Source organism: Vreelandella mediterranea, from assembly GCF_970647075.1.
Window position 1 is genome coordinate 2,789,258 of sequence record NZ_OZ310198.1, and the last position, 13,369, is coordinate 2,802,626.

At 61.2% G+C, this 13,369-nt stretch carries 10 protein-coding genes; 2 read left to right on the top strand and 8 right to left on the bottom strand.

Annotated elements, in window-relative coordinates; translation table 11 throughout:
* Nucleotides 1-172 precede the first annotated feature (172 nt).
* The 3 genes from ACWFVE_RS12775 to ACWFVE_RS12785 all read right to left on the bottom strand — a co-directional run bounded on the left by ACWFVE_RS12775 (nucleotide 173) and on the right by ACWFVE_RS12785 (nucleotide 2,414).
* The gene (locus tag ACWFVE_RS12775) at nucleotides 173-619 is read right to left on the bottom strand and encodes a regulatory protein RecX (RefSeq protein WP_447530542.1); all 447 of its coding nucleotides are present in this window, start codon (nucleotides 617-619) and stop codon (nucleotides 173-175) included.
* Nucleotides 620-689: 70 nt separating this feature from the next.
* Nucleotides 690-1,763, bottom strand: coding sequence for a recombinase RecA (recA, locus tag ACWFVE_RS12780; RefSeq protein ID WP_447529643.1), 1,074 nt, complete (start codon nucleotides 1,761-1,763; stop codon nucleotides 690-692).
* Between the two features lie 141 nt (nucleotides 1,764-1,904).
* Nucleotides 1,905-2,414: a CinA family protein gene (locus tag ACWFVE_RS12785; RefSeq protein WP_447529644.1), complete on the bottom strand. Its 510-nt coding sequence runs from the start codon at nucleotides 2,412-2,414 to the stop codon at nucleotides 1,905-1,907.
* A gap of 104 nt (nucleotides 2,415-2,518) precedes the next feature.
* Here ACWFVE_RS12785 and mutS point away from each other — a divergent pair, with 104 nt between their 5' ends.
* Entirely contained in the window at nucleotides 2,519-5,143 is a 2,625-nt protein-coding gene (gene mutS, locus ACWFVE_RS12790) for a DNA mismatch repair protein MutS (protein WP_447529645.1), read from the top strand.
* A gap of 162 nt (nucleotides 5,144-5,305) precedes the next feature.
* Nucleotides 5,306-5,629 (top strand): ferredoxin FdxA, encoded by a 324-nt coding sequence (fdxA, locus tag ACWFVE_RS12795; protein WP_447529646.1) that lies wholly within the window; start codon nucleotides 5,306-5,308, stop codon nucleotides 5,627-5,629.
* Between the two features lie 65 nt (nucleotides 5,630-5,694).
* Here fdxA and ACWFVE_RS12800 read toward each other — a convergent pair whose 3' ends face one another.
* From ACWFVE_RS12800 to ACWFVE_RS12820, 5 genes are all read right to left on the bottom strand, one after another.
* Nucleotides 5,695-7,086 carry an L-cystine transporter gene (locus tag ACWFVE_RS12800; RefSeq protein ID WP_447529647.1) on the bottom strand — a complete coding sequence of 464 codons (1,392 nt, stop codon included), beginning with the start codon at nucleotides 7,084-7,086 and terminating at the stop codon, nucleotides 5,695-5,697.
* Between the two features lie 576 nt (nucleotides 7,087-7,662).
* The gene (gene eno, locus ACWFVE_RS12805; RefSeq protein ID WP_447529648.1) at nucleotides 7,663-8,952 is read right to left on the bottom strand and encodes a phosphopyruvate hydratase; all 1,290 of its coding nucleotides are present in this window, start codon (nucleotides 8,950-8,952) and stop codon (nucleotides 7,663-7,665) included.
* A 106-nt stretch (nucleotides 8,953-9,058) separates the two neighbouring features.
* Nucleotides 9,059-9,934: a 3-deoxy-8-phosphooctulonate synthase gene (kdsA, locus tag ACWFVE_RS12810; RefSeq protein ID WP_447529649.1), complete on the bottom strand. Its 876-nt coding sequence runs from the start codon at nucleotides 9,932-9,934 to the stop codon at nucleotides 9,059-9,061.
* A gap of 10 nt (nucleotides 9,935-9,944) precedes the next feature.
* The gene (locus ACWFVE_RS12815; RefSeq protein WP_447529650.1) at nucleotides 9,945-11,606 is read right to left on the bottom strand and encodes a CTP synthase; all 1,662 of its coding nucleotides are present in this window, start codon (nucleotides 11,604-11,606) and stop codon (nucleotides 9,945-9,947) included.
* Between the two features lie 323 nt (nucleotides 11,607-11,929).
* On the bottom strand, nucleotides 11,930-13,348 hold the full coding sequence (locus tag ACWFVE_RS12820; RefSeq protein ID WP_447529651.1) for an FAD-dependent oxidoreductase: 1,419 nt from the start codon (nucleotides 13,346-13,348) through the stop codon (nucleotides 11,930-11,932).
* Nucleotides 13,349-13,369: the final 21 nt, after the last annotated feature.

Sequence of the window (13,369 nt, forward strand, 5' to 3'; positions counted from 1 at the left end):
AAAACGTGATGCCTCGGGGCGCTGTCGCCACCACCCTGGGGCACGCAAAACATCTATTATAACGAAGTTGCCCCACGACTAAAGCCACGATGGGCGCGGCCGGGTCAAACAGAGGGAATTAGGCGAAAACCAGAGGAAATTAGGGGAAAACCAGAGAGACTGAATGCGCGCTTCAAGTGTCCAGCCGGGACAGCGCGTAGCGAATTTGATCGAAGTCGAAGCCGCGATTGGCGAGAAAACGTTCGCGTTTGGCGCGCTCTTTAGGGGGAACGAACGATTCACCGGCCGGCGCCCCGGAATCGCTGAAACGTCTTGAAAGCGTCTCGAAGGCAAGCTCGAACCAGTCGATTCGCTCCTGGGCCTGAACGGACTCGAAAGCCTCCGCTTGAAGATCGCTTTCCACACCGCGGCGCCTAAGCTCCATTTTGATACGCACCGGGCCCTGGCCGCGCAGAATGCGTGAGCGCACGAAACTCTCGGCGAAACGGCTGTCGCTTTGAAGCCCCTGCTCTTGCAGGGCGTCCAGACAGCTTTCGATCTCCACTTCATCGAAACTCTTTTGCGTGAGTTTCTCGAAAAGCTCGGCGCGAGAGTACTCGCGCCGCGCCAGAAGATCCATGGCGACCCCGCGCGGGGTCGCGTTATGAGTGCCAAACACGGACGTCTCCGAAGTTTTGCATTGCCAGCACTTAGATCAGGCTATCTTCGCCGTCGGCATCGACATCCGCCGGCGCCGCGACCTCTTCCTTTTCCTCTTTTTTAGGGTCGGGCTTGGCAAGAAGCTGCTCGCGAATCTGGCTTTCGATCTCTTCCATGATCTCCGGGTGCTCTTCCAGGTACTGGGAAGCGTTGGCTTTACCCTGGCCGATCTTGCTGCCCTTGTAGCTGTACCAGGCACCGGCTTTATCCACCAGATTACACTGCACGCCCAGGTCGATCACCTCGCCGGCGTGGTAGATCCCCTTGCCGTAAAGAATCTGGAACTCGGCCTGGCGGAAAGGCGGCGCGACCTTGTTTTTCACGACCTTGACGCGGGTTTCGTTACCGGTGACTTCGTCGCCGGACTTCACCGAGCCGGTACGGCGGATATCCAAACGCACGCTGGAGTAGAACTTCAGCGCGTTACCGCCGGTGGTGGTTTCGGGGCTACCGAACATCACGCCGATCTTCATGCGGATCTGGTTGATGAATACCACCAGGCAGTTGGCGTTTTTGATGTTGCCGGTGATCTTACGCAGCGCCTGGGACATCAAGCGCGCCTGAAGACCCACGTGGGTGTCGCCCATTTCACCTTCGATCTCGGCGCGCGGCGTAAGGGCGGCGACGGAGTCGATGATGATGACGTCGACGCCGCCGGAGCGTACCAGCATGTCGGTGATTTCGAGCGCCTGCTCACCGGTATCCGGCTGGGACACCAGCAGGTCGTCCAGGTTGATACCCAGCTTTTCCGCGTAGCTTGGGTCGAGGGCGTGCTCGGCGTCCACAAACGCACACACCTTGCCCTGTTTCTGCGCCTGCGCAATGACCGACAGCGTCAGCGTCGTTTTACCCGAGGACTCCGGCCCGAAGATTTCCACCACGCGCCCATAAGGAAGCCCGCCGATGCCGAGGGCGATATCGAGGCCGAGCGAGCCGGTTGATACCGATGGCATGACCACCCGCGGCGCATCGCCCAAACGCATGACGGTGCCCTTGCCGAACTGACGATCGATCTGGCCGAGCGCGGCGTTCAGTGCTTTTGTGCGGTTTTCATCTTGAGCCATTTAAAGCGTCCTCGTAACAACCTGTATAATTAGCCAGTATTATGCCAAATAATAGCGCTAAAACCTATCCCTGACACGCTATTTATTTACGTCAAACCAGGCCATGTTGGGTACTTCCAGCGCCTTTCGATTACCGCTTCGTTAGTCGGATAGGCGCAAAATCAGGGCCACCAGCGCCTCGCGTACCGCCTGCTCGCGCACCGCCTGACGGCTACCGGGAAAGACGAAGCGTTGGGCGTGTTGGCGGGCCTCATTGCCCACGCTAAGCCAGACGAGCCCGACGGGCTTATCGACGCTGCCTCCCCCCGGGCCTGCCACGCCGCTCACCGCCACGCCAAGGCTTGCACCGCTTTCCCGGCACGCCCCCTTGACCATTTCATTGACCACCGCCTCGCTCACCGCGCCGTGGGCGGCAAGGGTCTCTTCTGCGACGCCCAGCAGGCGGGTCTTGGCGGCGTTGGAGTAGGTGACCACGCCGGTTTCAAAGTAGCCCGAGCTACCTGGCGCGGCGGTAATCGCCGTGGCAATCCCACCGCCGGTGCAGGACTCCGCGGTGGTCAGCGTAACGTTTCGAGCAAGGCAAAGCCTGCCCAGGCGCTTCGAAAGAAGCGCCAGATCGAGATTTTTCAAACCAGACGCGTCAGCGGCCATGCAGACTCCTTCATGTAAGCGCTTCGTTCAGCGTAGAATACTGCGTTTCACTTGCCCATAGAACATGGCGCAATACGTTTGCGCCACGCTCAATCAGGACGCCCATGTCACAGGCCAGCCCCGCGCACACGCCAATGATGGCGCAATACCTCAAAATCAAACGCGAACACCCCGAGGTCCTGCTTTTTTACCGGATGGGGGATTTCTACGAGCTCTTCTTCGACGATGCCAAGCGTGCCGCCACGCTTTTGGATATCACCCTGACCGCCCGCGGCCAAAGCGGCGGTAAGCCGATTCCCATGGCCGGTGTACCCTACCACAGCGCCGAAGGCTATTTGGCCCGACTGGTCAGCGCTGGCGAATCGGTCGCGATCTGCGAGCAGATCGGCGACCCGGCCACCAGCAAGGGCCCGGTGGAGCGCCAGGTGGTGCGTATCGTCACCCCCGGCACGCTGCACGACGAAGCACTGCTCGATGCTCGCCGCGACAACGTGCTGGTGGCGCTGTGCCCGGGCAAGGAGCGCTTTGGCCTGGCCTGGCTCGAGCTCTCCAGCGGGCGCTTCAACGTGCTCGAAGTCGAAAGCGAAGCGGAGATGCTGGCCGAGTTGACCCGCCTGGCGCCGGCGGAGCTTTTGGTGCCGGAAAACCTGACCCTGCCCGAGGCGTGGTCGCAAAAGCGCAGCCTGCGCCGCCAGGGCGAGTGGCTTTTCGATCTGGAAAGCGCCACGCGCAGCCTTTGTGATCAGTTCGAGGTGCAGGATCTACGCGGCTTCGGCTGCGCCCACCTGACCACCGCGCTGGTCGCCGCCGGCGTGCTGGTCGACTACGCCCGGGACACTCAGCGCTCGCGCCTGCCCCACGTGACCGCCATTACCGTGGAAAACCGGGACGACGCGGTGGTGATCGACGCCGCCAGCCGGCGTAATCTGGAAATCGACCTCAATCTGGGCGGCAGCACCGACAATACCCTGGCAAGCGTTCTGGACACCTGCGCCACCGCCATGGGTTCGCGGCTTTTAAAGCGCTGGCTCAACCGCCCGCTGCGCCAAACCCAAATCGTTCAGGCCCGCCAAGCGGGCGTGGCACTGCTCACCCTGAACAGCGCCTATATGGCGCTGCGCGAAGCGCTTTCCGAACTGGGGGATATCGAGCGTATTTTGGCCCGCGTGGCGCTCTACAGCGCCCGCCCACGCGACCTGGCCAAGCTGCGCGACGCGCTCAATGCCCTGCCCACGCTGCAAGGGCTTTTAGAAGAAGTCGAGAGCGGCAGCGCCATCGATAGCCTCAAGCCGCATATTCGCCCCTACCCGGAGATAGCCGATACGCTGAGCCGGGCGATCATCGACAACCCACCGGTGGTGATTCGCGACGGCGGCGTCATCGCCCAGGGCTTCGATAGCGAGCTCGACGAGCACAGAGGGCTTGCCGAGAACGCCGGTGATTATTTGATCGAGCTCGAACGCCGCGAGCGAGAACGCACCGGCCTTTCCCACCTGAAGGTGGGCTACAACCGGGTTCACGGCTACTTCATCGAACTACCCCGCGCCCAAGCCCAACAGGCCCCGGCGGAGTACATTCGTCGCCAGACGCTGAAAAACGCCGAGCGCTTCATCATCCCCGAGCTCAAGGAGTTCGAGGACAAGGCGCTTTCGGCCAAGTCCCGGGCGCTCTCGCGGGAGAAGTGGCTCTACGAGCGGCTTCTGGGCGAGCTCAACACTCTGCTCCACGAGCTTCAGGGCACCTCCCAGGCGCTGGCGGAACTCGACGTGCTGTGCGCCTTTGCCGAGCGCGCCGAGGCGCTGGACTGGGTACGCCCGACGCTCACCGCCCACACCGGCATTCACGTAAGCGCCGGGCGCCACCCGGTGGTCGAGCACGTAAGCCAAACGCCCTTCGTGCCCAACGATATCGACCTCTCCCCCCAACGGCACATGCTGATCATTACCGGTCCCAACATGGGCGGTAAATCGACCTACATGCGCCAGACCGCGCTGATCGCCCTGCTCGCCCATAGCGGCAGCTTCGTGCCCGCCCAATCCGCGGAAATCGGCCCGCTGGATCGCATCTTCACACGTATCGGCTCCTCGGACGACCTGGCCGGCGGGCGCTCCACCTTCATGGTGGAGATGACCGAAACCGCCAATATCTTGCACAACGCCACCGAGCAGAGCCTGGTGTTGATGGACGAGATCGGCCGCGGCACCAGCACCTTCGACGGGCTATCCCTTGCCTGGGCGAGCGCCGAGCAGCTGGCCGCGACCAAAGCGCTGACGCTCTTTGCCACCCACTATTTCGAGATGACCGGGCTAACCGATCAGACCCAGGGCGTGGCCAACATCCACCTGACCGCCACCGAGCACGGCGACAGCATCGTATTCATGCACCGTATCGAAGCAGGCCCGGCCAGCCAAAGCTACGGCCTGCAGGTCGCCCAACTGGCCGGGGTGCCCGCCGGGGTGATTGCCCGGGCGCGGCAAAAGCTCGTGGCCCTGGAGCAGCGCGATATAGACGAGCAGCAACGCGATATAGGTGAGCCGCAACGAAGCGTACAGGGGCAACCGGTTGATGGGGGCGAGCGCCAACCCGGTGCCAGCCAAACGCCCCAGCAAAACGACCTGTTCGCCAGTGCGCCGCACCCGGTCGTGGAAGCGCTCAAGGGCATGGAGGTCGACGCGCTGTCGCCCCGCGAGGCCCTCGAGCTTTTGTATCAGTGGCGCGAGCTTCTATAAGCGGTGCAGTTGACGCTTGCCGCGGGGCATAGGCACCTCTAGAATACGGCCCATATTTTTTAGCTTCTAAAAAACGGCTGATTTATAACCATTCACGATTAACTATCATTCACGACACGCCATGGCCATACCGTGCGGTGGCCATGCAAGAGGGATAAACCGATGACGTTTGTCGTTACCGAAAACTGCATTCAGTGCAAATATACCGACTGCGTAGAAGTCTGCCCGGTCGACTGCTTTTACGAAGGTCCGAACTTTTTGGTGATTCACCCAGACGAGTGCATCGACTGCGCGCTGTGTGAGCCGGAGTGCCCCGCCGAGGCGATCTTCTCGGAAGACGAGCTTCCGGAGGGTCAGCAACCCTTCATCGAGATCAACGCCGAGCTTGCCGATGTCTGGCCCAATATCAGCGAGAAGAAAGACCCGCTGCCCGACGCCGAAGAGTGGGACGGCAAAACCGGCAAGATGGACAAGCTCGAGCGCTAGGTTCGAGTATCGCCCATAAAAAAAGCCACCCGAGGGTGGCTTTTTTTGGCCTAAAAGAAAGCGCTTTAGATCGCTTTGGGCTCGCCAAGCTCCTCGGAGTCCGCGGCGAAGACCGCGCCGTCGTGCTGCTTGAGCAGGCGGCTGGTGACCGTGCCCGCGGTCATCGAACCGTTGACGTTGATCGCCGTGCGGCCCATGTCGATCAGCGGCTCGATCGAGATCAAAAGCCCGGCCAGCGCAATGGGCAGATCCAGCGTCGAGAGCACGATGATCGCGGCAAAGGTCGCCCCGCCGCCGACCCCGGCAATGCCGAAGGAAGCAAGCGTTACCACCAGCACCAGGGTACCCAAAAACTCGAGCGAGAGTGGATCGACCCCTACCGTGGGGGCGATCATCATGGCGAGCATCGCAGGATAAAGACCCGCGCAGCCGTTCTGGCCGATGGTCGCGCCGAAGGAGGCGGCGAAGTTGGCAATCGCCGGCGGCACGCCGATGCGGTCCACCTGGGCTTCGATATTGAGCGGAATGGTCGCAGCACTCGAGCGCGAGGTGAACGCGAAGGTGAGCACCGGCCATACTTTCTTGAAGTAGCGCAGCGGATTGACGCCCGCCCCGGACAAAAAGAGCGCGTGCATGACCAGAATGAGCGCCAGGCCCACGTAGGAGGCCACCACGAAACCGAGCAAGCCCAGGATGTCGTCAAGATTCGAGGTCGCCACCACCCGGGTCATCAGCGCCATGACCCCGTAAGGCGTGAGGCGGATCACCATACGTACCAGGCGCATGATCCACTTCTGCACCACGTCGATGCCCTCGATCAGCTTGTCGCCGAGCGCGGCGTTTTCACGCTTGATGCCCAGTGCGGCCAGGCCCAAAAAGGTCGCGAAGATCACCACGCTAATGATCGAGGTGGGACGCGCGCCGGCCAAGTCCTGGAACGGGTTACTGGGAATGAACGACAGCAGCAGCTGCGGCACGGTGAGATCCGATACCTGGGCGCTGCGCTCGATGATGTCCTGGCCGCGCTCGAGTTCCCGCGCGCCCTGTACCAGACCTTCTGCGGAAAGGCCGAACAGCTGCGTCATGCCGATGCCGATCACCGCTGAAATCGCGGTGGTCAGCATCAAAATGGCCAGCACCCCGAAGCTGATCTTGCCAAGCGAGCTTGCGTCGTGAAGGCGCGTGACCGCCGAAAGGATCGTCACCAGTACCAGCGGCATGATGATCATCTTCAAAAGCTGCACGTAGCCGCCGCCGACCAGATTCACCCAGTCGAGGGTGCCGGTCAGCGTGGCGGTATCGGCGTAAAGCGCCTGCAAAATGGCGCCCAGCACGACGCCAGCGACCAGACCCACCAGCACCACGCGGGAAAGACTCGCTCCGCGGCGCTGCCAGCGCGCCAAAAACGCGATCGCTAACGCCAAAATCAATACGTTGATAACAACTAACCAGGGCATAGTAGCCGCCTCCTGATAGCGAGTGCGGTGCAAAAGCGCACCGGGAAAGCAGGCCAACTGGCTAGCCTGCTAATTCAGGCGCGCAATGGTAATTAATAGTGGAAAGGAATAACAATGCGTTTTTCTTATAACTACTGATAGATTTAGCGATTAGCCCACCGCCGGCGCCCATGCGGGCATAAAAAAGGCGGCCCATAGGCCGCCCGTTCCAAGCACTTTCTCTGACCACTCCCTGTGTCGAACTTCCTGGGTGCTTCTCCCTGCCGAGGCCACGATCGTCTGGTCACTCGGCGCACCTTCAACATTACGCTCTATACTGCCTAAAGCATCCTTGCCTCCCCTTGTCCTGATCACAGTGTGCCAGAGATCCAGCGCTGCACAAAAAGCGCCAACCGCCCAAAAAAAAGCGGGCCCGCAGGCCCGCCTTGATGACAAAAAACTTTTATTTCAAACACTTGGCGAAATACCGGTCGAAAAAACCGCTCGAATCCTAACGCTTATAAGCGGATATCGACGGCCTAAGTAAGCGATCTCTTACAAATTCTTAAGATAATGCTTACACCAGAGGCCTGGACTTTACTGTCCCTTGATCGCTTTCAAGCCCGGATACTCGACACTGCCAAGCTCGGCTTCGATCGCCAGCAGCCGGTTGTACTTGGCGACCCGGTCCGAGCGGCAAAGCGAGCCGGTCTTGATCTGGCCCGCCGCGGTGCCCACGGCCAGGTCCGCAATGGTGGTGTCTTCGGTTTCGCCAGAGCGGTGGGAGATCACAGCGGTGAAGCCGGCATCCTGAGCCATCTGGATCGCATCGAGGGTCTCGGAGAGCGAGCCGATCTGGTTGAACTTGATCAAAATCGAGTTGCCGATCTGCTCGTCGATGCCGCGCTTGAGGATACGCGTGTTGGTCACGAACAAGTCGTCGCCCACCAGTTGGATTTTGTCGCCGAGCTTGTCGGTCAGCGCTTTCCAGCCGTCCCAGTCGGACTCGTCCATACCGTCTTCGATCGAGACGATCGGGTAGTCATCGCAAAGCCCTGCCAGGTAGTCGGTGAAGCCCTGGGCGTCGAAGCTTTTGCCTTCGCCGGAAAGATTGTACTGGCCATCCTTGTAAAACTCGGAGGAGGCGCAGTCCAGTGCCAGTGTGACGTCCTGGCCCAGGGTGTAGCCGGCATCACTCACCGCCTGCTTGATCACCGCCAGCGCCTCGGCGTTGGAGGAAAGATTCGGCGCGAAGCCGCCTTCGTCGCCAACGGAGGTGGAGAGCCCCTTGGCGGCGAGCACCTTTTTCAGCGCGTGGAAGATTTCCGCGCCGACCCGCAGCCCCTCGGAGAAGCTGGAAGCCCCCACCGGCTGAACCATGAACTCCTGGATATCGACGTTGTTATCCGCGTGCTCGCCGCCATTGAGAATGTTCATCATCGGCACGGGCATGCTGTAGTGGCCAGGCTTGCCGTAAAGCTCGGCAATGTGGGCGTAAAGGGCCACACCCTTGGCGTTCGCCGCCGCCTTGGCCGCCGCCAGCGATACCGCAAGAATCGCATTGGCGCCCAGGTTCGCCTTGTTGTCGGTGCCATCGAGTTTCAGCATGGCGTTGTCCAGACCGCGCTGATCCCGGGCGTCCATACCGACGAGTGCCTCGCGGATACTGCCATTGACCGCACCCACGGCTTTCAAAACGCCCTTGCCCAGGTAGCGCGTCTTGTCGCCGTCGCGAAGCTCGAGCGCCTCGCGGGAGCCGGTCGAAGCGCCACTGGGGGCGCACGCCTGGCCTACCGCGCCGCTTTCCAAACGTACCGTGGCGCTTACGGTGGGGTTACCGCGGGAATCCAGCACTTCAAGCGCGGTGATATCCACAATTTTGGTCATGACAGCGTCCTTTGATTGTCGGTTTACTGAATAGCGATGTTTCCCGTTGACGCACGCGTGCGTCAGTTCAGGTCCTCGAACCTGATATCAGGGCCTGGCCGGCCGGTTAGCGAATGGCGAGCGGCTCGAAGCCCTTCACCAGTGCATCGAGCTTTGAAAGCTGGGTCAAAAACGGCGCGAGTTGATCCAGCGGCAGCGCGCAGGGCCCGTCGCACTTGGCGTTGTCCGGGTCCGGGTGCGCTTCCAAAAAGAGCCCGGCCAAGCCTACGGCAACGCCGGCCCGGGCGAGTTCCGCCACCTGGGCGCGGCGCCCGTCGGCGCTGTCAGCACGCCCGCCCGGGCGCTGCAGCGCGTGGGTGACATCGAAAAAGAGCGGGTAGCCGGTCTGTTTCATGTCGCCAAAGCCGAGCATGTCCACCACGAGGTTGTTGTAGCCAAAGCTCGAACCACGCTCGCAAAGCATCAGGCGGTCGTTCCCGGCCTCCTGAAACTTGGTGATGATATGGCGCATCTCGTGCGGGGCGAGAAACTGCGGCTTTTTGATATTGATCGCCGCCCCGGTTTCGGCCATGGCCACGACCAGATCGGTCTGGCGGGCCAAAAACGCGGGCAGCTGGATGATATCGGCCACTTGTGCAGCGGCGGCGGCCTGGTACGGCTCGTGCACGTCGGTAATGATTGGCACGTTATAGCGCGCCTTGATATCGGCCAGGATCTGGAGGCCCTTCTCGAGCCCCGGCCCACGATAGGAGTGCACGGAGCTACGGTTGGCCTTGTCGAAGCTGGCCTTGAACACGTAGGGCATGGCAAGTGCCGTGGTGGCCTCGACGTAGGCGGCGGCCACCTCATCGGCAAGCTCGGCAGACTCCAGCACGTTCATGCCGCCCAACAGCATCAGCGGCAAAGAATTGCCGGCGGTTAGGCCGGCAACGGAAATATGACGCTCGCTGGAAGTGGACGGCGAAGAGTCGTGTGAGGTCATGATCGTCCCCTTAATCGTGGTCGTGGGGCGCGGCGTGAGCGCGCGTACGTTGCGCCTTGTGTTCGACCGCGGCGTTCACGAAGCCCGAGAACAGCGGATGGCCGTCCCGCGGGGTGGAGGTGAATTCCGGGTGGAACTGACACGCCACGTACCAGGGGTGGTCAGAAAGCTCGACCATCTCGACCAGCGACTGATCCACGCTCTTGCCAGAGATCACAAGCCCCGCTTTTTCCAGCTCGTCGATGAACTGGTTGTTCACCTCGAAACGGTGGCGGTGGCGCTCGACGATTTCATCCGAGCCGTAAGCTTCGCGGGCACGGCTATTGGGTGCCAGGTGGCAGACCTGCCCACCCAGGCGCATGGTGCCGCCAAGATCAGAGGCCGCATCGCGCAGCTCGATCTTACCCTCGGCGTTGATCCACTCGGTAATCAAGCCCACCACCGGGTGCTGGGTGTCGTGGGTGAACTCGGTCGAGTTGGCATCCGTCCAGCCTGCCACGTTGCGCGCGAATTCGATGACCGCAACCTGCATCCCCAGACAAATCCCCAAGTACGGCACGTTGTTTTCGCGGGCGAACTGGGCGGTCTTGATCTTGCCTTCCACACCGCGCTCGCCAAAGCCGCCGGGCACCAGAATGGCGTCTTTACCCGCCAGACGCTCGGTGCCGTGGCGCTCGATGTCTTCGGAGTCGATGTAGTCGATATTGACCTTGATACGCCCCTGGATACCGGCGTGAATCAGCGCTTCGTTGAGCGACTTGTAGGCGTCCAGCAGCTCCATATACTTGCCGACCATGGCAATGCTGACCGACTTCAGCGGGTTGAGCTTGGAGTCCAGCACTTTCACCCACTCGGTGAGATCGGCGGGCCCGGCTTCCAAGCGCAGCTTGTCGCAGACGATATCGTCGAGGCCATGCTCGTGAAGCATCAGCGGAATACGATAGATGGTATCGGCATCCTGAAGCGGCACCACCGCGCGCTCTTCGACGTTGGTGAACAGCGCGATCTTGCGCCGCTCGCTCTCTTCGAGCTCGACTTCGCTACGACAAATCAGGATATCCGGCTGGATACCGATGGAGCGCAGCTCTTTCACGCTGTGTTGGGTCGGCTTGGTCTTGGTCTCGCCGGCGGTCTTGATGTAGGGCACCAGCGTCAGGTGCATGAACAGCGCGCGGTTGGCGCCCTGCTCGCTACGGATCTGGCGGATCGACTCCAAAAACGGCAGCGACTCGATATCGCCGACGGTGCCGCCGATCTCGACCAGCGCCACGTCGAAGCCTTTACCGCCGTCATAGACGCGCTGCTTGATTTCGTCGGTGATATGCGGAATCACCTGCACCGTACCGCCCAGGTAGTCGCCGCGGCGCTCCTTGCGCAGCACGTGCTCGTAGACCCGGCCGGTGGTGAAGTTGTTGCCCTGGGTCATCCTAGTCCGAATGAAGCGCTCGTAGTGGCCAAGGTCCAGATCGGTTTCAGCGCCATCCTCGGTGACGAACACCTCGCCGTGCTGGAAGGGACTCATGGTGCCCGGATCCACGTTAATGTACGGGTCGAGCTTGAGCATGGTGACCTTAAGGCCGCGGGCCTCTAGAATCGCCGCCAGCGAGGCCGACGCGATGCCCTTGCCAAGAGAGGACACAACGCCGCCGGTCACGAAGATATATCGTGTCATGGAAAACCTGTAAGAACGTGATCAATGGGTGTTGCAGAAAGCCACACCAGGATGGGATGGCAGAATAACAGAGTACGCCTAAAGGCTCAATTTGAACTGTCGGGTCAGCGGGGCGCCTGCCTCCTCAAACAGGCCGCTGACCAAAGCCTGCTCCTACAACAGCATTGCCACTGCCACCCTTGTAGGAGCCCAATTCCATTGGGCGATGGAAGGCGCCAGCCTTCCCCGGCCCAGCCACCCTTTTCCAGGCACCATTTCCAAAACACCATAAAAAAGCGGGCCGTGTCGCCACGGCCCGCTTTTGTCACACTAAAACGTCAAACTCAAACGCCCAGGTAATCCAGCATCCCCTCGGCGGCCTGGCGGCCTTCATAGATCGCGGTGACGACCAGATCGGAGCCGCGCACCATATCGCCGCCAGCGAAGATCTTTTCGTTGCTGGTCTGGAAGGCGTAGTGGCCGTGCTCCGGGGCCTTGACCAGACGGCGCTCGTCGACATCGACGCTCGCACCTTCGAACCAGGGGATGGAACTTGCCTGGAAGCCAAACGCGATGACCACCGCGTCCGCAGGAATCACCTCTTCGGAGCCGGGCACGATCTCCGGACGGCGGCGGCCGTTTTCGTCCGGCTCACCCAGTCGCGTGCGCGCCACCTTCACGCCTTCCACCTTCTCCTCGCCCACCACGGCGACGGGCTGGCGGTTGAAAAGAAACTCCACGCCCTCTTCCCGAGCGTTGGCCACTTCGCGGCGCGAGCCCGGCATGTTCTCTTCGTCACGGCGGTAGGCGCAGGTCACACTGGCCGCGTTCTGGCGAATCGAGCTGCGGTTACAGTCCATCGCGGTGTCGCCACCGCCGAGCACCACCACGCGCCTGCCTTCCATGGAGATGTAGTCGTTGGCGTCCTTCTCGAAACCCAGCCGGCGATTGACGTTGGCAATCAGAAAATCGAGCGCCTTGTACACGCCGGGCAGGTCTTCGCCAGGAAAGCCCCCTTCCATGTACTGGTAGGTGCCCATGCCCAAAAAGACCGCGTCATACTCTTGCACCAGGGTATCGAACTCGATGTCCACGCCGATTTCGACGTTCAGGCGAAACTCGATGCCCATTTCCTCGAATACCGAGCGACGGCGCTCCATGACGTTCTTTTCGAGCTTGAATTCGGGGATACCGAAGGTCAAAAGCCCACCGATTTCCGGGTGGCGATCGAATACCACGGGTTTGACGCCGTTACGCGCCAGGATGTCCGCCGCACCGAGGCCCGCTGGGCCGGCGCCGATGATCGCGACCTTTTTATCGGTCCATACCACCTTGGACATGTCCGGGCGCCAGCCCATGGCAAAGGCGGTATCGGTGATGTACTTCTCGATCGAGCCGATGGTCACCGCACCAAAGCCGTCGTTGAGCGTGCAATCACCTTCGCAGAGCCGGTCCTGGGGGCAGACCCGCCCGCACACTTCCGGCAGCGAATTGGTCTTGTGGGAAAGCTCGGCGGCTTCGATGATGTTGCCTTCCACCACCAGCTGCAGCCAGTTGGGAATATAGTTGTGCACCGGGCACTTCCACTCGCAGTACGGGTTACCGCAGTGCAGACAGCGGTGTGCCTGGCTTGCCGCGTCCGTTGGCTTGAACGGCTCGTAGATTTCGGCGAACTCTTTGGCGCGGGTGTACGCCTTTTTTTTCTGCGGGTCTTTACGACCCACATCGATAAACTGGAAATCGTTGTTCAAACGGTTGGGCATGATCTCTCTCCTCTCGGCGAT

Excerpts from the sequence above, each read along its gene's own strand:
- ACWFVE_RS12775 (WP_447530542.1), bottom strand. The coding sequence starts at position 619 with ATGGATCTTCTGGCGCGGCGCGAGTACTCTCGCGCCGAGCTTTTCGAG.
- recA (WP_447529643.1), bottom strand. The coding sequence starts at position 1,763 with ATGGCTCAAGATGAAAACCGCACAAAAGCACTGAACGCCGCGCTCGGC.
- ACWFVE_RS12785 (WP_447529644.1), bottom strand. The coding sequence starts at position 2,414 with ATGGCCGCTGACGCGTCTGGTTTGAAAAATCTCGATCTGGCGCTTCTT.
- mutS (WP_447529645.1), top strand. The coding sequence starts at position 2,519 with ATGTCACAGGCCAGCCCCGCGCACACGCCAATGATGGCGCAATACCTC.
- fdxA (WP_447529646.1), top strand. The coding sequence starts at position 5,306 with ATGACGTTTGTCGTTACCGAAAACTGCATTCAGTGCAAATATACCGAC.
- ACWFVE_RS12800 (WP_447529647.1), bottom strand. The coding sequence starts at position 7,086 with ATGCCCTGGTTAGTTGTTATCAACGTATTGATTTTGGCGTTAGCGATC.
- eno (WP_447529648.1), bottom strand. The coding sequence starts at position 8,952 with ATGACCAAAATTGTGGATATCACCGCGCTTGAAGTGCTGGATTCCCGC.
- kdsA (WP_447529649.1), bottom strand. The coding sequence starts at position 9,934 with ATGACCTCACACGACTCTTCGCCGTCCACTTCCAGCGAGCGTCATATT.
- ACWFVE_RS12815 (WP_447529650.1), bottom strand. The coding sequence starts at position 11,606 with ATGACACGATATATCTTCGTGACCGGCGGCGTTGTGTCCTCTCTTGGC.
- ACWFVE_RS12820 (WP_447529651.1), bottom strand. The coding sequence starts at position 13,348 with ATGCCCAACCGTTTGAACAACGATTTCCAGTTTATCGATGTGGGTCGT.